At 60.9% G+C, this 20028-nt stretch carries 16 protein-coding genes and 2 pseudogenes; 7 read left to right on the forward strand and 11 right to left on the reverse strand.

What is annotated here, in order from left to right:
• Nucleotides 1–107: 107 nt before the first annotated feature.
• From AC07XB_RS32170 to AC07XB_RS32185, 4 genes are all read right to left on the reverse strand, one after another.
• The gene (locus tag AC07XB_RS32170) at nt 108–935 is read right to left on the reverse strand and encodes an SDR family NAD(P)-dependent oxidoreductase (protein ID WP_492831243.1); all 828 of its coding nucleotides are present in this window, start codon (nt 933–935) and stop codon (nt 108–110) included.
• 1 nt (nt 936) lies between these two features.
• Nucleotides 937–1695 (reverse strand): SDR family NAD(P)-dependent oxidoreductase, encoded by a 759-nt coding sequence (locus AC07XB_RS32175; protein WP_492831242.1) that lies wholly within the window; start codon nt 1693–1695, stop codon nt 937–939.
• A gap of 179 nt (nt 1696–1874) precedes the next feature.
• Nucleotides 1875–3806, reverse strand: coding sequence for a bifunctional 5-dehydro-2-deoxygluconokinase/5-dehydro-2-deoxyphosphogluconate aldolase (locus tag AC07XB_RS32180; protein ID WP_492831241.1), 1932 nt, complete (start codon nt 3804–3806; stop codon nt 1875–1877).
• 22 nt (nt 3807–3828) lie between these two features.
• Complete coding sequence (locus tag AC07XB_RS32185; RefSeq protein ID WP_492831240.1) at nt 3829–4371, reverse strand: MurR/RpiR family transcriptional regulator; 543 nt, start codon at nt 4369–4371, stop codon at nt 3829–3831.
• 345 nt (nt 4372–4716) lie between these two features.
• Here AC07XB_RS32185 and AC07XB_RS32190 point away from each other — a divergent pair, with 345 nt between their 5' ends.
• The 4 genes and pseudogenes from AC07XB_RS32190 to AC07XB_RS32205 form a co-directional block, all read left to right on the forward strand.
• Entirely contained in the window at nt 4717–5088 is a 372-nt protein-coding gene (locus tag AC07XB_RS32190; RefSeq protein ID WP_492831239.1) for an SDR family oxidoreductase, read from the forward strand.
• Nucleotides 5089–5096: 8 nt separating this feature from the next.
• A complete protein-coding gene (locus tag AC07XB_RS32195) occupies nt 5097–5774 on the forward strand; it encodes an HAD family hydrolase (protein ID WP_492831238.1) in 678 nt (225 codons plus the stop codon).
• 120 nt (nt 5775–5894) lie between these two features.
• A complete protein-coding gene (locus AC07XB_RS32200) occupies nt 5895–7232 on the forward strand; it encodes an MFS transporter (RefSeq protein WP_492831237.1) in 1338 nt (445 codons plus the stop codon).
• Between the two features lie 337 nt (nt 7233–7569).
• Nucleotides 7570–9054: pseudogene (locus tag AC07XB_RS32205) on the forward strand (Tn3 family transposase); the annotation flags it as partial.
• 753 nt (nt 9055–9807) lie between these two features.
• On the opposite strand, the gene AC07XB_RS32210 reads toward AC07XB_RS32205, so the two are convergent.
• The 4 genes from AC07XB_RS32210 to AC07XB_RS32225 all read right to left on the reverse strand — a co-directional run bounded on the left by AC07XB_RS32210 (nt 9808) and on the right by AC07XB_RS32225 (nt 14027).
• The gene (locus tag AC07XB_RS32210) at nt 9808–10794 is read right to left on the reverse strand and encodes an NAD(P)H-quinone oxidoreductase (protein ID WP_492831236.1); all 987 of its coding nucleotides are present in this window, start codon (nt 10792–10794) and stop codon (nt 9808–9810) included.
• Between the two features lie 16 nt (nt 10795–10810).
• A complete protein-coding gene (locus AC07XB_RS32215) occupies nt 10811–11629 on the reverse strand; it encodes a Bug family tripartite tricarboxylate transporter substrate binding protein (protein WP_492831235.1) in 819 nt (272 codons plus the stop codon).
• Between the two features lie 219 nt (nt 11630–11848).
• Nucleotides 11849–13006, reverse strand: coding sequence for an alpha/beta hydrolase family protein (locus AC07XB_RS32220; protein ID WP_492831234.1), 1158 nt, complete (start codon nt 13004–13006; stop codon nt 11849–11851).
• A gap of 22 nt (nt 13007–13028) precedes the next feature.
• On the reverse strand, nt 13029–14027 hold the full coding sequence (locus tag AC07XB_RS32225) for a fumarylacetoacetate hydrolase family protein (RefSeq protein WP_492831233.1): 999 nt from the start codon (nt 14025–14027) through the stop codon (nt 13029–13031).
• Nucleotides 14028–14383: 356 nt separating this feature from the next.
• On the opposite strand from AC07XB_RS32225, the gene AC07XB_RS32230 reads away from it, so the two are divergent.
• A complete protein-coding gene (locus AC07XB_RS32230) occupies nt 14384–14953 on the forward strand; it encodes a VOC family protein (protein WP_492831232.1) in 570 nt (189 codons plus the stop codon).
• Here the strand turns inward: AC07XB_RS32230 and AC07XB_RS32235 are convergent.
• Nucleotides 14943–15779, reverse strand: coding sequence for an AraC family transcriptional regulator (locus AC07XB_RS32235; RefSeq protein ID WP_492831231.1), 837 nt, complete (start codon nt 15777–15779; stop codon nt 14943–14945). The two genes, AC07XB_RS32230 and AC07XB_RS32235, sit on opposite strands and share 11 nt — an antisense overlap.
• Before the next feature lie 182 nt (nt 15780–15961).
• Here AC07XB_RS32235 and AC07XB_RS32240 point away from each other — a divergent pair, with 182 nt between their 5' ends.
• Nucleotides 15962–16672, forward strand: a complete 711-nt coding sequence (locus AC07XB_RS32240) for an alpha/beta fold hydrolase (protein WP_492831230.1) — start codon at nt 15962–15964, stop codon at nt 16670–16672.
• Nucleotides 16673–17178: 506 nt separating this feature from the next.
• Here AC07XB_RS32240 and AC07XB_RS32245 read toward each other — a convergent pair.
• Complete coding sequence (locus AC07XB_RS32245; protein ID WP_492831294.1) at nt 17179–18096, reverse strand: hypothetical protein; 918 nt, start codon at nt 18094–18096, stop codon at nt 17179–17181.
• A gap of 248 nt (nt 18097–18344) precedes the next feature.
• Between AC07XB_RS32245 and AC07XB_RS32250 the strand changes: the two are divergent.
• Nucleotides 18345–19121 (forward strand): annotated as a pseudogene (locus AC07XB_RS32250) (IS30 family transposase); the annotation flags it as partial.
• A 637-nt stretch (nt 19122–19758) separates the two neighbouring features.
• Here AC07XB_RS32250 and AC07XB_RS32255 read toward each other — a convergent pair.
• Nucleotides 19759–19965, reverse strand: a complete 207-nt coding sequence (locus AC07XB_RS32255) for an FAD-dependent monooxygenase (protein ID WP_492831229.1) — start codon at nt 19963–19965, stop codon at nt 19759–19761.
• Between the last annotated feature and the right edge of the window lie 63 nt (nt 19966–20028).

The following is a 20028-nucleotide window of genomic DNA, read 5'->3' on the forward strand; positions in this document are numbered from 1 at the left end:
GATTGCCAGACGAGCAAGACCCGCCCGACCGAGAGCACCCACGAAGCAAGCAGGCAGGCCGCCCCGCGGATCAGATGCCGTGGCTGCCAGGCCCGCTTGAATCCGGCTTATTGGCTGGCAGTGATGCCGCCGTCGACGTAAAGCACCTGGCCCGTGACGAAAGCCGCCGCCGGGCTGCAGAAGTACACCGCCGCGCCGGCTACGTCTGCGGGGTCTGCGACGCGGCCTAACGGTATGCGATCCAGCACTTGCTTGCGTGTTTCGGTGTTCTCCAGCCAGTGGCGCGCCATTTCGGTCCTCACCACCGTGGGCGCAATGCCGTTGACGGTGATCCCGTGTGAAGCGAGCTCGCTCGCATGCTGGCGGATCAGCATGACCAAGCCGCCCTTGGTGCTGCAATACGCTGAGTAGCCGCGTCCGCGCAAACCCAGCTGCGCCCGCACCGATAGCAGGTGCACCTGCGCGCCGCCGCGCCCCCCTTGGATCTGTTTTTCCGCTGCGGCCTGGGCCAGGAACATGGCGGCCTTCAAGTTGACCTGCAGCATCTCGTCGTAAGCCTCTTCAGTCACATCGAGCAGAGCCTGCTCGCGCTGCATGCCGACGCAGTTGACCAGGATGTCGAGCTGGCCGAAGTGCTGCGTGACAGCGTCCACCGAAACGCGGATGCTAGCTACAGAATGCGCATCCATGCTTAGGCCTAGTGCATCATGGCCTGCGGCTTGGAGTTGCTGCGCCACGGCTTTTGCCTTGGCTTCATCGCGGCCCGACACCACCACTTTGGCGCCTGCCATGGCCAGCGCCCACGCCATAGCTTCGCCGATGCCGCCGTAGCCGCCGGGCAGGTAGGCTACCTTGCCGCGGAGATCAAACAAGCCTTGCAGCTCGGACGCAAAGTTGATCTGGGGCGTGACGGTGTTTTTGCTGGAATCTGTCATATCAATCCATTAGCAGGCCGCCATTGATGTCAACCACCTCGCCGGTGATGAAGCCCGCCAGCGGAGAGGCCAGGAAGCGCACCACGTGTGCGAATTCCTCGGGCTCGCAGAAGCGGCCCACTGGAATGTCCTTGAGCAGCTTCTGGCGCTGCTCCTCAGTGAGCTGCTCGGTGATCATGGGCGTCTTGACATAGGCCGGCGAAATGCCGTTGGCCGTGACGCCGAAAGGTGCAAGCTCGCGCGCCAGCGAAAAGGTCAGCGAGCTAAGCGCGCCCTTGGACACCGAATACGCCGTGCCGGCCGTCAGCCCGCCAGTTTTGGCGGCGAGCGAGCAGGTGTTGATGATGCGGCCGAAGCGCCGTTGCTTCATGGCTGGAATCACGCGCTGGGCTAGGAAGAAGGCGCCGTCCAAGTTTGCGCCGAGCACGCGGCGCCACTCCACCTCGTCAGTGGATTCGGATTTGTTATTGGACAAGATGCCCGCGTTGTTCAGCAGGATGTCGACTGGGCCCAAGGCATCGACAATGGCCTCGTGGTATATGCGCACCTGTTCCAGATCGCTGATGTCGAACGAGAAGGCCTGGGTATCGGGACCAAGCTCTTCGGCCAGCGCGTGGTTGCGCGTCGCATTGGCGTCCACCATCGCAACCTTACATCCATCTTCCAGCAGGAACTTGACTGCCGCTAGGCCCATGGTGCCGGCAGAACCGGTAACCACGGCCACTTTGCCCTGAAGGGGTTTGTCACGTGAATCGGACATCGAGAATGCTCCTCTTTCCAAATTGGCCGTGTGAACGGAACGTCACCACGGCAATGAATAACAAGTACGTCGGCATGAACGGCCATTCGGACGCAAAGGCGCCGGTCAGGCCTACCACCATGCCCACCGCTGTAGCAGCGCAGGTCGCTCTGCGTGTCGGCAACGCCGGACTTTGGCGTTTAACTACTGGAGGCCACCGCTTCCGCCGCGCCTGCCCGTGCGTCGTCCCACAAGGTGATGAGGCGCGAGTAGCGCTGCGCGACGTCGCTGATTACCTGGGCGTCGTCCATACGGCCCGAGAACCAGTTCGTGGCCGCTTCCGCAAAGATAGAGCGCCCCACGGCAAAACCGCGGCACACGCTATGCGGCGCGGCAATGCGAAAGCTTTGCCCCAAGGCTTCCTCGCTGGCTTCCAGGCCCAGCACCAATACACCGCGGCAGTGCGGATCATGGCGTTCGATCACGCGCGCGATGTTCTCCCACTCGATGCCCGATTCGCCGGGCGGTAGCTTCCACCAATCAGGCCGGATACCGGCTGCATAGATCTGCCCCAGCGCCTCGGCCAGAGTGCCTTCGTCGCTAGGTAAGTCCCGGGGCGGAATCACCTCGATCAGGAATTCATGGGACGTGCCCACGCTGGCGGCTTGCAGCTCGGCCAATTTGGCGAGTTGCGCCTCACGCATGGGCTCGGCGTCATGCGGATGGTAGCTCACCAGGCATTTGGCCACGTGCTCACCGGGCCAGGAACGCATCTCCAGTGCCAAGCGGTTGCCGGCCTCGAAGGCCAGCGGGCGCGCCCCCGGAAGTTCCACCGGCCGTCCGACCCACCAGCCCTTGCCTGTGACTGTGGGCAAGACATCCTCGCCAAAGCGGCCATCCAGGATGACCCCCGCACCTGCGCGTTCTCCCGCGCCCTGGTGCGCGCCTTCGGCAATCAGGCACTTGAAGTGCGCCACGCGGTCAAGATCAGCACCGTGGTTCGCGGCGATGTCTTCGAACTGCGCCCGGTGGTCAAAGGCCAGGATGGCAAGTTCGTCCCATCGGCGCGTGCGCGTGGTGGCACGGTGCAGGTGCTCGAGTCTTTCATCCTCTCGCAGACGCCGCGTGGGCGAGCCGTGCTGCAAGAAGCTCTGCAGCTCTTCCCAACTAGCCATGGCCGGCGCGCAGCCGTGGCGCGACACTACGATGGCACCGCAGGCGTTGGCATAGGCGCAGCAGCGTTCCAGCGGCTCGTCACGCAGCCAGCCGCGCAGAAACCCCGACATGAAGGCATCGCCCGCACCAAGCACGTTGTACACCTCGACCGGGAAGCCCGGACCCTTCACGCCTTGCTCCAAGGTGGAAGGAATGGGCCCTTCGAACACCACGCAGCCCATGGGACCGCGCTTCACCACCAGCGTAGCCCGCGTGAGCTCGCGCAGGCGGCGCAGCGCCTTGAGCGTGTCGGCGCTGCCGCCGGCGATGTGGATTTCCTCTTCGGTGCCCACCACCAAGTCGCATTCAGGAATGACGGTCTGAATGTGGGTGCTGACCTCCTCAGACGGCACGAAACGTTGTTCGCCCATACCCGGGCTGGTCAGGCCCCACAGCACGGGGCGGTAGTCGATATCGAGGATCACGCGCGTGCCGCACGCCTTGGCATCCGCAACGGCTTTACGGCAGGTTTTGTAGCTTTGCGGCTGCGACAGATGCGTGCCGGAAATCAGCAGGCCGGTGGCACTGGCGATGAAGTCGGCATCGAAGTCGTCCTCAGCGATCGCCATGTCTGCGCAGTTCTCGCGGTAGAACACCAGCGGAAACGTCTCCTTGTCCTGGATGCCGAGGAACACCAGCGCGGTCAAGCGCTCGGGGTCAGTGACCACGTGGCTCACGTCCACGCCTTCGCTCGCCATCGTCTCGCGCACGAAACGGCCGTTGTGTTCGTCGCCCACGCGGGTGAGCATGGCAGACGTCAAACCCAGACGGGCCGAACCCACGGCGGTGTTGGCCGGCGAACCGCCCAAGTACTTGCTGAAGGTCTGCATGTCCTCCAGTCGGCCGCCAATCTGCTCGCCGTACAGGTCGACGGCGGCACGGCCCACACAGATGAGATCGAAATCACGGTTTTTCATGGTCATTGGCCTCCTTTGCGGCTCAGGGATTTGACGGCTTTTTTTCTACCAAATGATGACCGGTGCTCATAGCCAATGCCGGTGCCCGTACACGGATGTGTTTAGCGCTAGCAATGAGCTTGACGGCAGCCTTGAGGTCGGCCTCGTAAATGTGCTCTTCCAGATCTTCAAGATCGCCTACCGCGTCGTCCACCACTTGGTGCAACACGCCGGCCGGTGCACGCTGGCCAGTGTGCCGTTCGCCCTGAAACAGCCCGAAGCGCTCGAAGTAGATGGCCGAGCGCTCGACCAGATGGTCGCGGAATATCTGCTGCATTTCGGAAAACCCGTTGAAACCCTGCGCGTTGGCGAAGCGGATCGCCGCCGAGGGCTGCACCTCGGTGGCCTCGGCCACGGCTGCCACGGTGCCCAGCGCGCTTCCGTGTGGAACCTCCAGTGCGAATCGAGCGATGCGCTGCAGTTTCTTGGACAGGTCCGGGTAGGCGCGGGTAATCGCGCCCTTCGGTTCGTCGTAGGTGATGGCGGTGCCCATAGATAGGGATAGGGTAAATACCGAAACAGTCATTCTTGATTGCTACGATATTAGAACGTATATTTCATTTTGTCCAGAATCATCCCGTAAGGGGTTTCCTCCATGCAATCCACAGTGGGCCGAGCGGCCGTGTTTCCACTGCCCGTGGCTGTGATTTTCATCGTGTTGCACTCCACGCCTCTATGGCTGGCTCCCGTTCGGCTGCTGTCATTCGGCCAGCGTCGACAACCTGGTTTGCGACGGCAAGGTACGCGGCCACTCTGGCGTCTTGGCCATCCATGGTGGCCTGAGTCGGACGTGGCACGATCTCATTTCAGGACTTCTGGCCTGATCTGGGCACGCGCGATCACTAGCTTCCAGCGCGCTTGCTTGTCGGTGATGAAAGCATCGAACTCGGCGGAGTTGGGGGGCGACCGCGCTATTTCCTCGTCCCCGAAAGGCGGTGCACTCGCATGGGCAAAGTCGTGCGCGATCGATTTTGCCCCGTTCGGCATTACTGTCAACGCGGCGTCGCCCAGCTCAATCGAAACTTCCCAGATGGAGAAGCTTCATCACAAGCTGACCCGCGACGGGATGGTGAACGCCACCTCCATGACTCCATATGGTCGTTCTGCCGAGGCAGCAGACGGTAGGGTGTTCCTCTCGAGGGACGATGCTCCCGGTATGACTGGCCACGATTTGGTCATTGAAGGCGAGCCGAAGAGTGCCGCTGTTCTCTACGACCTTTCCACGAATCCCCAGCCTGTCTGAGTACGAGCATGAACGCATCAGCCTGTACACCCGACGAAGTTCGCCTGCACGCACGCATCAAAGCGGTGATATTCGACTGCGACGGAACGCTAGTTGATAGCGAACCGCTTGGACTCGCAGCGCTTCTCGATGAGGCAGCAGTACATGGGCTCGCTATGGATGCATCGGAAGCCGAGGCGCAGTTCAAGGGAATCAGCATGGCCGTCTGCGTCCAGGAGATCGAGCAGCGTCTTGGGCACAACCTGCCCGAGGACTTCGTGTCGCAAGTGAGAAAGAGGATGTCTCGGTACTTCCGCGAGCGGCTCGAAATCATCCCCGGCGCACAGGCTGTGATGGCCGATCTCAAACTGCCGTATTGCATTGCTTCGAATGGCCCGCGCGCAAAGATCGAGCTCACATTGGATATTTGTGGCCTTTTACCTTTGATAAAGGGGCCGATTTTCAGCGCATACGACATCGGCCACTGGAAGCCAGCGCCAGGGCTCTTCTTGCATGCCGCCGAGTCGATGGGCTTCGATCCCGAGCAATGTGCCGTTGTCGAAGACAGCCTGCCGGGAATGGAGGCTGGTTTGGCTGCAGGCATGACGGTATTTGCACTCTGTGCTTCGGAAGATATTCCGATCCATCTTCGCCCACGCGTTGAGCGGATCAACAGCCTATGTGAGTTGCTGGACAGACTCGCATAGCAGTACCACCCCGACCATCGCGTGCAAACGTCAGCTTGTCGCGCAGCGGCCGGATTTATTCAATAACGTCAGTTATTGAACTAATCGAGAAGGACGAGAATGTCAAATTCAACGACAACAATGAGTGAGACGACAACAAGCGCGGAGACTCCCCGCTACACTGCCAAGCCAAGGGAGCTCGCAAGGGCGATCGTGTCCGGCTGGGCCGGAACCTCCCTGGAGTACTTCGACTTTCAGCTGTACGGACTAGCTGCGGCGCTTGTCCTGCCTTCCCTGTTCTTCCCAAACGTGGACCCGGCGCTGGGCCTGTTGTTCAGTTTCGCCACGTACGCGGTGGGCTTCCTCGCCCGCCCGCTCGGCGCAGTCTTCTTCGGACGCCTGGGCGACAAGCGAGGACGCAAGTTCGTCCTTGTTGTGACTGTCGCCCTGATGGGCCTGTCGACGTTCGGGATTGGCCTTCTGCCGACCTACCAGCAGGTCGGCGTCCTCGCACCTGTCCTGCTGATCGCGCTCCGACTCGTTCAAGGCTTCGGCGCTGGAGCGGAATTGGCGGGAGCCTCGGTGCTCCTGACAGAATACGCCCCGCCGCACAGACGGGGGCTGGTAGCCTCCTTTGTGGCGATCGGCACAAACACCGGGACCCTTGTCGCGTCCGGCGTTTGGATGCTCCTCGCGAGCGGATCCGCGAACTGGCTGATGGACTGGGGCTGGCGAATTCCGTTCCTGCTGAGCATCTTTGTCGCGGTGTTCGCCCTGTTCATCCGTCGCTACTTGAACGAGACGCCCGTGTTCGAGGCCATTGCGGAAGAGACTTCAGTCGAGGAGCGCACACCGCTGGGCGACGCTTGGCGCTACGGCAAGAAGCCGTTCTTCGCCTCCATGGGGCTGCGCATTGCTGAAAACGCCCCGTCCTCAATCTACCAGAGCTTCTTGTTGGGCTATATAGCAACAGTGATGATGATGAATCGTGTGATCGGCACTCGAGCGGTCTTCATCGCATCAATCATTGGCTTTGCGACGGTTCCGCTCGCGGGATGGCTTTCTGATAGGTATGGACGGCGGATCGTCTACCGGGTGATTGCGATCTTCCAGTTCCTCTGGACCATTCCAGCGATGCTCCTGCTGAACACGCGTGAACCCACGTTGATGATGCTCGCGTTGATCGTCGGAATCTCCGTCGGCGTGCTCGGACTCTACTCCATCCAGGGGGCATACATGCCCGAGCTTTTCGGTTCGCGCTACCGCTACACCGGCCTGGCCGTGTCGAAGGAGGTCGGATCTCTCCTCTCTGGCGGTACTGCGCCAATGGTTGCTTCCGCCCTGCTTGCGCTGTTCAGCAACTCCTGGATCCCGATCGCTGCATACCTCATGGTTGCGACAGCGATCGGTGTCATCGCGACATTCGTCACTCCGGAGACGGCCGGAAGGGATCTTGCGGAACCACGTGACGCCTTTTGAGCTTGCTGGTGGGCGAACTCCGGTTATATTGCCGCGCAGCGCCCGCAGCCGGATCTGCCGCTGCGACTCACACCATATATACTCGCCCGATGTTCGCAGCCAGCCAGAAGAGCCGCGGTGAAAGCCCGTAAACGCCAACCTCGCCCCCCCCCGATAGCTGAACTCGAATCCTGCTCATTGCGATCATGGGGGCGCGTTTGCACAACGGAGTGCTTCGGAGGCTCTGATCAAGTGCAAATTCGCCGTTCAGTATGAAATGTTCTTATGAGTAGAGGCGAAAAATGGCAATGATCAGTTCTGATAGCTTGCAACAGCGCTTTCCGTCCGTCGAGGACACCGTAGCCGGGCGGCGCTACTGATTTCCAACGAGGCTTGGCAAGCCCGACGTAATCACTTCTACGGCCACCTCAAGCTGCCGCAGGACGCCAAAGCATTCCTCGAGCCCGTGGTGGCATATTTGGATGCGGGACTGGCCAGGCTCAGCGTGGCGAACTGAAAATCGATAGCGCGATCCATATCGATCCGCTCACGGCAATGAAACCGGAAGCGTCCGCGGAGGCGCTGCGACGCGCGCTGTTCGAGCGGCACCCCGGTGGGCAATTGCCGGAAATCCTGCTGGAGATTGACGGCAGCACGCACTTCTGCTGGCTCCTGCTGGGCCGGGAACCACATTCGCGCAGTGCTGGCGCACGGCACGTCGATGTCGGCGGCAGACCTCGCGCGCATGGTGCCGGAGTTGTCGTCCAGCCCGATCCGGCAGATGATGCATCGCATCGCAGACGAGCGCAAACTGCACCAGGCCGCCGATGCTGTCCTGGTCTTCATGCACAAGCACCCGATCGCTCAGCATTGGGGACGTGCCGATCTGGCGTCGTCGGACATGATGTCGTTGGAGACCACGCGCACGGTCTGGCAGGCACGGGCCGATCCACGTCGACGCACCGCGTCGATCGGCATGTATACCCATGTTCGCGATCGCTGGGGCAGCTTCTACGACCAGCCGATCCTGCTGAACGAGCGGCAGGCTGGCGCAGCGATCGAGGGCGTCATCCGCCAGAGTGGGTCGGAAGACGTGGCGCAACTGGCGGTCGATACCCATGGCTACACCGATTTCGCCATGAGCCTGTCCCGGCTGCTCGGGTTCGATCTTTGCCCGCGGCTTGCTCACCTGCGCGACCGCCGCCTGCATGTGTCCCGGGATCATGACGTCCCGGCCGAATTGGATGCGGTGGCGGACGCGGATGTCCGGCTGGCCTTGATCGAAGGTGCCTGGGACGAGCTGGTCCGGATCGCGGCATCGGTGCAAAGCGGGCAATGCACGGTGGTCCAGGCGCTGATGCGCTTCGGCGCAGCGCCGAAAGGTCAACCAGTCTATGAGGCCGGCGTGCATCTCGGGCGGCTGTTTCGCACGATCTTCCTGATCGACTATTTCACCAATCCCGCGTTCCGCCACGAAATGCAGCACGCCTTGAACCGCGGCGAGGCCATCCACACCGTACAGCGGGCCATCCACCATGGCCAGATTCCACTGGAACTGACCCGGCACGATGCGTCGCTGGCGGCGGTGTCGTCGGCCCTGAACTTGCTGTCCAATGCCGTATTGGCCTAGAACACTCTGCACATGTAGCGCGCGCTGGACGCGATTGAGGCCATCGGTGGGGAGGCCATGCGAGCCGAAGATCTGCGCCAGATTGCGCCGACCCACCTGGAAGGCATCAACTTGCGCGGCACTTTCGACTTCCCGATTGCACGCTATGCCCATCGGCTGCTGCCGAGTGCGACGAGTACACCGGACCCGCTGTCGCAGTGGCGCACTGCATAGCCCAACTTTTCTCGGATTGAGAGGCACAAGGCCCGGCGCGTGTACTCTGACCGATGAAGCCTGCTTGAAATGCGGCACCGGGCAGTGGCTCAGATCGGCGACAGAGCGTCGTCGCTCCACACGATCACTCAGTCGTTTGAACGTCGGCTCTCGCCAAGTTTGCCGACGATGGCCAGCGATGCAACTCGCCACGGCGGTCGGCGCTACACGCTGTGGGTGCAAATGGACAAACATGGCGCATCGCCCGACCACGCTAATCCATAAAACTCGGAACAGGACTTCCCATCAGTAGACAGCAGCCTGGATCGGTATGCCGTTATAGGCCGAGGTCGCCCCATTAGCCTCGCGCAAGATGGCGTCGCCAATCAGACCGGATCAAATTTTGTCGGCCTGTCGGCGTCAATTGCCCAGGCCACGAGGTATCCCGCCGGAGACGGGGGCACCGGGGCATGATAAAGGACTGCTTCGATCGCTGCTATTACGCAGCGCTTGAGCGTGTGAACAGCCATCCGTATGCGGCCATGATCTGTGTCGGCAGCGACGCGCAGAATCCGCTGCGTCAGGTCGAGCGCATGCCACCGGTTGGCGCTGCCTCAAAAGCGCCGAACACGGTATCGGGGAACTCAAGCGCGACGAGATGGTGCGCCACAAGTCGGAAGTCGAGCTTGCAGAGCCGTGTAGACCCGTGAGCATCCTCAAGTCAACACGGCTGGCCGATTGGCGAAACACTAGCCGACATGGGCAGCCAACACCCTACGCGCCGTCGACTTGTAGAACGATCTTGCCAATGTTGTCGCCACTTTCCAGATGGAAATGCGCCTCGGCTGCGTCACGCAGTGGAAACACGCGGTTGACCAGCGGTCGCACGCGCCCATCCGCGACCAATGGCCACAGTGTCGCCTCGATCTCGCGAGCGATCTCGGCCTTCTGCTCAAGCGTCCGGTGGCGAAGCGTGGTACCGGTGATGTAGGCACGCTTCATCATTACGGTTCCAATGTCCACCGTGAGCTCTCGGCCCATTGGGTGGGCAATGTAGACCATACGACCGTCGCGCGCAATGGCCGCCAGGTTCCTCGCGAAGTAAGGCGCGCCCACCATATCCAGAATGACGTCGACACCCCGACCGTCGGTATGCTCGTTGACCAGTCGCTCATAGTCTTGCTCGCGGTAATTGATCGCGACGTCGGCGCCCAAGGACCGGCACACATTGCACTTCTCGGCACTGCCGGCGGTTGCGAATATCTTAGCGCCCAGGTGCTTGGCCCACTGCAAGGCCAATGATCCCACGCCGCTGGTTCCCCCATGAACGAGCAGGTTTTCACCAGCTTTCAGGCGGCCATGTTCGATCAGTGCGCTCCAAGCGGTAAATGCGGCCTCCGGCAATGCTGCCGCCAGTACCATGTCAATCCCGCCCGGAATCGGCATGCACTGACCTCCCGGAACAGCAACGTACTCCGCATAGCCGCCACCGATGAGCAGGGCGCAGACTCGATCGCCGACCTTCCAGTGCGTCACGCCGTCACCCAGAGCCGACACGGTGCCAGCCACCTCAAGACCTGGCACGCTCGGTGCGTCGGGAGGCATCGGATAGATCCCGGCGCGCTGCATGACGTCCGGCCTGTTAACGCCAGCCGCCTGCACGCGAATCAGCACCTCACCCGCTGCGGGCTTGGGCTCCGGGCGCTCCTGGACACTGAGGACTTCGGGGCCACCGTGGCGGAGGACATCGACAACAATCATGGTATCTCCTTTGTCTTTATTCATTGCGAAGGCCTGCGCTCTGCACCGCCTTGGTGTATGTGGCGTGGTCCTTGCGGATGGTTTCGAGCAGTTGCTCCGGGGTACTTCCTACAACGTCGAAGCCCAGGTCAGTGAGTCTGCGCTTTAGGCCCTGCTCTTTAAGCACCTCATTCAGTTCGGTGCTCAGCCGATTAACAACAACCGCCGGCGTGCCGACTGGCGCGAACACGCCAACCCAGCCGTCCAGCGCCAGGCCGGGCACCACGCTCTGGGCCGTGGGCACGTTCGGGAACTGCGGTGGTGCCTGCTCGCCTGCTGCTGCGATGACCTTCAGCGTTCCCGCCTGCACATGCTGTTGGACATTCGCCACCACATCGAACATGAAGCTGACCCGCCCACTGATCACGTCGAACAACGCTGCTGTCGAGCCTTTGTACGGGATGTGGTTGATATCGACCCCGGCAGTCGTCGTCAACATCTGCCCTGCCAGATGGGGCGCGGATCCGTTGCCATAAGACGCATAGCTGTACTTGCCTGGATTGGCCTTCGCCTGCGCGATCAACTGTTGCAGCGACTGGATACCGCTACTGGGTGCTGTGACGATGACAAAGCGGGCGATTGCCAATTGAGCCACGGGGCGCAGATCCTTGATCGGATCGAAGTTCAGTTTGTAAAGGCTTGGGTTGATGGCAATGGTGGCCGGGACGCCAATCACCAGGGTATGACCATCGGCCGCAGATCTTGCAACCTCTTGAGTTGCCAAGACCCCGTTGGCTCCCGGTTTGTTCTCGACGATAACGGGTTGCTTCAGGCGCTTGCCAAGCGGCTCGGCCACTGCTCTCGCGATCAGGTCGACTCCCCCTCCGGCTGTATAGGGAACGAGAATCCGTATTGGCCTGCTCGGATAGGGCTCTGCCGAGGCTACGCTAGCCCTCAGGAGCCACACTACTCCGGCCACAGCCGCGGCAAGGTGTCTGCGGGAAAACTGCATACTTGTGTCTCCGTGATGACATGTAGAATAGAAGCGCGAGACTCCAGCCCCGAGAGCTTGAGATCACAGGTGGTCAAGCAGCCAGTCACACAGCAGGCTCAGCGCCGGCTCCGGCCGATCTAGCTGCACGTGAGCCGCTCCGCCTTCGGTACGCGTGAATACACGCATCGTCTTCTTCGTACTGCCGATCGCATCGAACAACTTCTGAGCGTCGCTCAGGGGAGTCTGCCTGTCGTCTTCCCCATGCACAATCAAGATGTCGCAATGGATGTCTTGCGCAGCCTCGCGCAGGTGAAACGACTCCAGTGCGCGTAATGCCTCGTCGAAACTGTTCACCCCGAGGATGTGCAGAATGTGATCGCCCGTCGTGCCTAGCGCGGCCTTGACGTCAAGCGATACGGGCTTCCCAGGTTGCACCTGGAAGCGGCGCAGCCAAACGCTGTGGTAGTCGTACACGGCGCCCCAGGCGACGCAGGCCTTGAAGCGTTTCTCGTAGGCAGCGGCGCGCGGCGCGTAGTAGCCGCCCATGCTGGCTGCCACGATACCGATGCGCTCCGAGTCGACATCAGTGCGGCTCACAAGGTAGTCCACTGCCGCCCCTGCCGCCACCTCCGAGTCATGCCGCGCTTTCAGGCCGGACAGCCGGAGAGTTGCACCCTGCCCAGGATGATCGATGGCCAGTGTCGAGATGCCGCGTTGCGCCAAGGCCAATGCCACATACACCATCTCTTCCTTCGTGCCGTCCAGACCGTCGGAGAGCAAGACCGCCGGCCGTGGGCCGTCACCGGTTGCCGCCGGAACGAAGTAGCCGTGCAGCACTTTGCCTTCGAACGGAATCTCGATGATCTCGATCTGGGGGGCGAAGCGTACAGCCCCTAGTGCAAACGCTTCCAGGTGCTTCGCGAAGGTCGACTTGGCTCGCGGGTCATTCGGCTTCAAGAACGCTTCTGCCCATTGATAATAGAGCGCCGCGCGCATGTAGTGATCGCGTGCAGTGACCTTGTGCCCTGCGCTAGCAGCTTCGCTGGCGATGCCTTCGAGCTGCCGAGCGAGCTTGAGCCAGGCATGGTGCCAAGCCTCGTTATCGCCGTGTCCGTCCGGGCCGGAGGCCTCACGCAGCGGCTCGCAAGCCCAATGGATTTCTCCCAAGTGCCCACCGCTGACCAGGGCGCGGTTGACGGCCAAGGACCACATGTAATTGCCGGGAAAGTACTGAAACATGATGACGTCCTCCAAATGTTGGTCAGCCTGAGACGGACACAAAGCGCCCCACGGGCTGGCGGATGGCACCGAACAGGCTTGTCCCCTCGGGAGCAAAAAGCTCGAGATAGACGTCATCGCCGAAACGCAGGAATGGTGTGCGCGCCTGTCCTTGCTCGATCTGTTCATAGGCTCGGAGCTCGGCGATGCAGCCGCATCCGCGACGGCGGTCGAGGTTGGCGATGGCGCCCAGCCCGAGTACCGTGCCGGCCCCCAGATCCCGCGTGCGCGCCGCGTGCGCAATCAGGTCGTCGTAACCGAACATTGCGTCGATGCCTGGGTCCAGCTCGCCGATGCGTTCACCGCGGACTTCGCAAACATAGCGCCCGGATAATAGACGTCCGTCCCACAACGGGCCTGCCTCATCGGGGGTGATGAACACAGGCCCCATCGTGCGCGCCGGCTTGCCCTGCATGAAGCCGAAGCCTCGGCCGATTTCGTCAGGAATCACCCCGCGCAAGGACGTGTCGTTGAGCAGCCCCAGCAGCAGGATCGCGCTGCGAGCCGATGCTGAACGGGTTCCTTGGGGAACGTTTCCGGTCACCGCGACAACCTCAGCTTCGAAGTCAATGCCGTAGCCTTCATCCTGCGCATGCAGGATGGGCTCAATTGGGGCCAGGAAGCGGTCAGAGTTTCCCTGGTAGAGAAGCGGCGTGGTCTCGAACCCCGCCGGCATGATGGCGCCTCTGGCCTTCCGGACTGTCGCCATATGTGACGGATAGGCGCTGCCGTCGAGGAACTGGTATGCGCGCGGCAACGGCGCAGCGACGGCGGTGGGATCGAAGTGCCATGCATCCGGACAGTCCGACGCATTGAGCCGCTCATATACGCGCTGCAGACCAGGCAAGACCTGAGTCCAGCGGTCCAGAGCAGCTTGCATTGTGGCCGCGATCGTTGGCACCGCGCTAGCTGTGCGCATGTCCCGGCTGACCACGACTAGCTGGCCGTCGGGAGTGCCGTTGTTGAGAGTAGCAAGTTTCATGGGTGCGTCTATGTCGTTGTGTGGGCGAAGCAACTATAGAGATCGACGACCAATTGGCGCTAACCGTGGGCTCCGGAAACAGATCAAATCGTCCGACCGATTGCGGGGCGTGCAATTCCGGACGATTGGGTAACTCGCCGGACAAAGCCGTTATCGCCCGCGCGCCGAACATTTCTAGACTGCAGTGCACATATCCCGAGTCCAAAGGGGCCTGGACATCGGCTACTCGAGTGCCAATGGCGAGGCGATGCTGGATCGAATCCAGAGACAAATTGCGCGCTTGGGGCAGGTTGTCGCCAGCACCGGCAACTATGCCAATGGATCCTTCACTAACCATCCCCACCCGGAGACCAACGATGCTCTGCAAGAAACTTCATCATGCTGCCTACCGCTGCGTGGACGCACGAGCGACGGTCGATTTCTACACCCAAGTCCTGGGCTTGAAGTTCTCACATGCAATGGGCGAGGACCATGTGCCATCGACTGGCGCTTACAGTCCTCATATCCACATCTTTTTCGAGATGGAGGACGGTAGCTGCATCGCCTTCTTCGAATGCCCCAGCGACCCGGGGGACGTCAAAGATCGCACATCGCCAGACTGGATCCAGCACTTCGCGTTCCAGGTCGAGAGCACCGACGTGCTGATGGCGGCAAAAACTCGCTTCGAGACGCTCGGACTCGACGTGGTAGGGCCCACGGATCACGATGGCTTCATCACGTCGATCTACTTCTTTGACCCTTCCGGCCATCGTCTGGAACTCACGACAAACACTTGCGCTCCCGAGCGCCTTAAAGAGTTCGAGGCCGAGGCACCTAACGTGCTCGCCTTGTGGGAGCAGACGCACGACTGGTCCCAGCGCGAAAAGCTGTTTGGCGCGAAGACCGGTTATGCGCGCAATCGTGCATCAAATGAATCTACTCGCTGATCACCCCGCGCTTGAACTCGCTGGGTGGAACGCCCATGTGCTGAGCGAAGAAACGTGCGAAGTGGCTGGGCGCAGCGAAACCCAATTCGTCTGAAACCTCGGCAACGCTCTCCTTCGTCTCGGCGAGCAATCGGGTGGCCACCGCCATGCGAGCCCAATCCATGAATTGCTGCGGCGACGCACCGACGCATGCTTTGAATTGCTCAAAGAAGCGCGAGCGAGAAAGACCCACCTGAGCGGCGATATCGTTCAGGTTGGGGTTCTGCTTTGCCCGGTCCTTGATCAGCGCCGCTGCCCGCGAGATTCGAGCGTCCATCGGTTGGTCGCGTCGATGGAAGTTGGTGCGCATGTCGGATGCGGCATAGGTATCAGTGACGGCAATCGCCAGTTCACCCACGAGTCCCTCGTGCATGGCTTCGCCAAACAGCGCACCGGAATTCATTGATGCCGACAGTCGGAAAACGATACTCTGAATATCAGCGGTGAGCGCCACGCAAGGTTCGCCGAATAGCCGAACCAACGGCAGAGGACCCAGTTTCAGCAGTTCGCCCAGCCATGCGGGATGGAGCAGGACCGTGAACACCGTGGTGGGCCCTGCCTCGCTCGCCAGCTTTGCATGGGGCATCCAGGGGTTGATGACGATGGCAGACGCATCAGTCAACTGACACGTCTTGCGCCCTACGCGAAATCCGGTGTCCGAGCCGCCGAGCTTGAACACGAAGTTGAATTCGTTGTGTGCATGTTCAACCAGCGCCCTCGGCGTCGTGTGAGTGCCAATGCGACCAAACGCGCCTTGCACAGCCACAGAACGCGCTGTGTCTTTCATCTCTGTCCTCTCCTTCGCGTGGACTTGAAGTCCGGACAATCCGGTAAACCAGCGGACAGCAGGAATAGCGGTACCAGTGTGTTGCCCCTACCCTGCTCCTCATCCTCTTGCGCGGACAAACTCATGCTGAAGACCACCTTGAATGCCCTCGTGCTCGGCCACGGCCCGACCATGTCATTGGTTTGCACGGCTGGTTCGGCAACGCCCAGGCGTGGAAGCCTCTGGCCGACTTGCTCGATGGCAGCCGCTACACGATAGCTTACCTCGACTATCGGGGTTATGGCGCTCGGATCGACGTTCCGGGCGAATGGACGATGGATGAAATCGCCCAGGATGTGCTGCAGCTGGCCAACGAGCTCGGATGGGACCGATTTCACCTGATGGGCCACTCAATGGGCGGCATGGCGATCCAGTGTGTGCTGATTGAGGCACCGCACCGGGTCGGCCGGCTATTCGCCATCACTCCTGTTCCCGCAAGCGGCATGCCGTTTGACGAAGCGATCTGGTCGCTGTTTTCCGCGGCGGCAGAGGATGAAGCTGCGCGACGCGCGATCATCGACAGCTCCACGGGAGGACGCTTGCCAAAGCACTGGGTGGCGGGGATGGCCATGCGCTCCATGAAGCTGTCCGACAAGAGGGCATTTGCTGCTTACCTGGTTGCCTGGGCAAAAACTAACTTCGTCGAGCGCGTGTCTGAGTCGTCCACTCCCCTGCATATCGTCGTCGGGGAGCACGACCCCGCCTTGACGCTCGAGCGGATGGAAGCCACCACGCTTCGCTGGTTCAAGGACGCATCCATCGAGGTCATGCCGAACGCAGGGCACTATCCGATGGACGAAACGCCAGTGGCGCTCGCCAGTTCGATTGAGCGCTTTCTTTTAATGGAAATATGAACTTCGACATATGCAGGCATGCGTTCCGCCGTGCCACCTTGTCGGTCGATCGACGTTTGCGAGAGAGCGGACGCGCTCAAGGCGCGGGATGCCAGTTGTGGGGAAGCAACTCATCGATACGTCTGTCAGGTGTGCAGGCAGGCGGGTCAACATATCGTTGAGGCAGGCCCATGGATCATGGCCATGGAGCTTGAGTCTGCACAGACCGATCAACTGCCGGAGCGACGGTGGCGGCGAATGACCGTTGGACTCGGATTCTGTTGAAAAACTCGGCATCACGGAACGTCAGCATCTATCCTTGAGATCATCGTTCGACGAGGGTTTCGCCATGATGGGTCAGCAAGTTGGATCGCAGGATAGGCTCTTCTACTCGTTCAACCTTGATGACCATGTGCCCCGTAGCCACCTATTGCGTGGCATCGATCGGCTCTTCGATCTTGGCGATGCGCCAGCGATTGCAGCGCGTTGCGGCGACCTGTGTATCGTCAGCGTGCACCGACACAGTCCTATGGATCGATTCCATATGCCTCTACCGCTGGCCAGGTCGCGTAGATGTGACTGCGTAACGCGGGCAGGTCGCGAGCAATCAGTGCGAGGTGATTCCCGATCAACGACACCCTTGAAAATTTGTGCCGCAGTCCGTCATCACTATCCGTCGCCTGTGGATTTGAGCCGACGTGGGTGCCGATTAGCTTCACGTTGGTCGCTCGCCATTCGGGTCGATTCAATTTTGTCGCCCACCAACCACCGCCGCTTGCCCCGTGGAAGTCGCCGAGCGCCGCTGGCGTGCACTTGTCCTTGAGAGTATCCACATTCTCTTGCTGCGGAATCCACATAAAAATCTCTCGTCGTGTGTCGGCCCCGGGATCTAACGTGCTATCCGGCGCGTGCCTCCCACCAGCCATCGTTGTCGAGTACACCAAAAGTGAAGAACCTGTTGAGCCATTCTTGTGACGGTACATGTCCTTCGGGTAGCCAGCGAGAGCGTAAAAATCTCGCGAATCTGCATGTTCAGCCACAGATAGCACCTCGACCGACTTCTCATTCAGAAAGACTCTATTTCCTGCTTCGATTGTCCCGCCCTGCTCGGAGGAGACTTGGAAATACCCGAAATCACCTCGTGCCGCAGAAATGACGAAGTTTTGACTGGCTGGCTTGAATTCAAAGCGATGCGGGATATCCCGGATCCCTAGGGCGGTCAGAGCGAAATCCCCCCTTACACAATGAGCGGCTGTTAGGACAAAACGAAGATCGCAAATCTTCAATAGAACCCCGGACCCGACATAATCGGGGTACGGCGAACTCTCGCCGAACCGAAGGATCGGAACTGTGAACCGCTGAAGCCGATCCTGCAACTCTGGGCCGTGGGGGATTGGGCCATCTTGGGCGCGAATTAAAAGTTGGGGGTTGTCAGGCGCAGTCACTGTCTTCACGTCGGTGGGGATTGGCTGACGCTGAATTTACCAGATCTACTGCCATGCCACGACGACAACTACCTATCGCTAACGATAATTGCCCCAGGAATCCGAACGACCGCTCAGGAGGTCGTCCAGTGTCCGCTCCGGTCGGGAAGAGCCAACTGGCACCCCTCCCCTCGGTCGACCGGAGTCGGTCGTGGATTCAACGGGTCGATGCAACACTAGACGCTGCGTGAGCAGTGGAGGTGTTGCAAATGAAACAGAGGCGCAGGATCTACTACACCGAGACTCAAAAGGTACTAATGTGGGAGCGGTGGCGCAAAGGTGACACGCTTGCGCAGATTGCCAGGCTGTTCGATCGCTACCACTCATCGATACAAGGGGTTCTCGCGAGGACTGGCGGGATACAGCCAGCGCAACGACACCGCTCCAGGCTTGCCTTGACGCTTTCCGAACGAGAAGAGATTTCGCGCGCAGTCGTCGCCGCCCGGTCGATCCGCTCCGTAGCGGCGCGGTTAGGCCGTGCGCCTTCCACTATCAGCCGCGAGCTCCAGCGAAATGGTGGCAGACAGGACTATCTGGCGAACCAGGCCGACCAACTCGCCTGGGAGCGCGCCCGGCGCCCAAAGGCATGTAAGCTCGTCAGCAATCGGACACTCGCCCAAGTGGTGGCGAGCAAGCTTTGGTTGCAGTGGTCGCCAGGGCAGATTGCGGGTTGGCTCAAGCACGTGTATGCGGTCAACAAGGACTATCAGGTGTCGCACGAGACCATCTATCGGAGCCTCTACATCCAGGCCCGCGGTGCGCTGAAAAGAGAGCTGCTGGAACACCTGCGCCGTTCCCGAGCCATGCGTAGGTCGCGCCAACATACACTGAAGACCGACGACCGGACGAACATCCGAGATGCCGTATCGATCAGTGAACGCCCTGCCACGGCAGAGGATCGCGCGATACCCGGGCACTGGGAAGGCGATCTGCTGTTCGGCAGCGCCAACAGCCAGATTGCAACGCTGGTCGAACGCCAGACCCGGTGCCAGAAGACTCAACGAACGCCCACGCAAAACACTAAACTTCGATACACCGGCTGAACGATTCCATCAAGCTGTTGCGTTGACCGGTTGAATCCGCAACGATCTCTCTCCTTCCGGCTGGCCGCAGCCGTTCCGTGCGGAACCAGCAGTTTCGTGCAGCGCCCCCGCCTGCTGGCAGCATAAATGTTGATGGGTAAGTTTGGCGATTAATTGCAATTTTTGCTTTTAGAGTTGCTTGCGAGAGGCAACTCGCACAGAAGCGGAACAATTGCGCTTTGCCCATATAGCAACGTGCTCATCGCAACCGACGACCCGTTGACTGTGACGTGGATCTAATCACGCAGCAACTCGCGCAGGGCACTCGGGCAAGCCAGTGCGACAACTCACTTGGCGACTCGCCGAATTCCCGCTGCCGGGCGGAACGGGCCGCCATCTTCAGGTCACGGCGCAGCGCAAGCCTTCAGGGGACAACGATGGCCGCCAGGATGCCAGCGCGCAAGGCGCGCGCCGCCCTTGACGGTGCGAACGCCGTGATACGGTGAAGTAAACAGCAAGCCGCCAACACCCCTTCTGGAAGCTTGGCAAGCCCCGGGGGCGTCCATGTACGCCCGGTGTTCCCATCTTGACCGTACAGCGTTCAGGGTTCGCCACGGTCGACGTCCAGCAATGCGGCAGGAGTTCTTCGATCCGACTGGCCGGCCGCGTCCGAAGCCACCTCGGCACCGGTAGGCGCCGCGATGTGGGCCACGTCGCCGGCCAGAAACAGGCTGCCGTAGCGCGTGTGCTCGCAGACAAAGGAGCAGCAGCCTAGTCGCTGATCTTGCTTACGATCACGGGCTGTCATCCATCGCCAGTGCTTGCCCGTCTGCGCTTCGGTTACGCGAATTTAGCCAGGCACCAGCCAGCA

The sequence above is a fragment of the Cupriavidus sp. GW821-FHT02F09 genome (assembly GCF_059421605.1).

Coding starts and splice junctions, on each gene's coding strand:
- AC07XB_RS32220 (WP_492831234.1), bottom strand. CDS start 13,006: ATGTTTCAGTACTTTCCCGGCAATTACATGTGGTCCTTGGCCGTCAAC.
- AC07XB_RS32225 (WP_492831233.1), bottom strand. CDS start 14,027: ATGAAACTTGCTACTCTCAACAACGGCACTCCCGACGGCCAGCTAGTC.
- AC07XB_RS32195 (WP_492831238.1), top strand. CDS start 5,097: ATGAACGCATCAGCCTGTACACCCGACGAAGTTCGCCTGCACGCACGC.
- AC07XB_RS32210 (WP_492831236.1), bottom strand. CDS start 10,794: ATGATTGTTGTCGATGTCCTCCGCCACGGTGGCCCCGAAGTCCTCAGT.
- AC07XB_RS32185 (WP_492831240.1), bottom strand. CDS start 4,371: ATGACTGTTTCGGTATTTACCCTATCCCTATCTATGGGCACCGCCATC.
- AC07XB_RS32255 (WP_492831229.1), bottom strand. CDS start 19,965: ATGACAGCCCGTGATCGTAAGCAAGATCAGCGACTAGGCTGCTGCTCC.
- AC07XB_RS32230 (WP_492831232.1), top strand. CDS start 14,384: ATGCTCTGCAAGAAACTTCATCATGCTGCCTACCGCTGCGTGGACGCA.
- AC07XB_RS32175 (WP_492831242.1), bottom strand. CDS start 1,695: ATGTCCGATTCACGTGACAAACCCCTTCAGGGCAAAGTGGCCGTGGTT.
- AC07XB_RS32200 (WP_492831237.1), top strand. CDS start 5,895: ATGAGTGAGACGACAACAAGCGCGGAGACTCCCCGCTACACTGCCAAG.
- AC07XB_RS32235 (WP_492831231.1), bottom strand. CDS start 15,779: ATGAAAGACACAGCGCGTTCTGTGGCTGTGCAAGGCGCGTTTGGTCGC.
- AC07XB_RS32180 (WP_492831241.1), bottom strand. CDS start 3,806: ATGAAAAACCGTGATTTCGATCTCATCTGTGTGGGCCGTGCCGCCGTC.
- AC07XB_RS32190 (WP_492831239.1), top strand. CDS start 4,717: ATGAAAGCATCGAACTCGGCGGAGTTGGGGGGCGACCGCGCTATTTCC.
- AC07XB_RS32170 (WP_492831243.1), bottom strand. CDS start 935: ATGACAGATTCCAGCAAAAACACCGTCACGCCCCAGATCAACTTTGCG.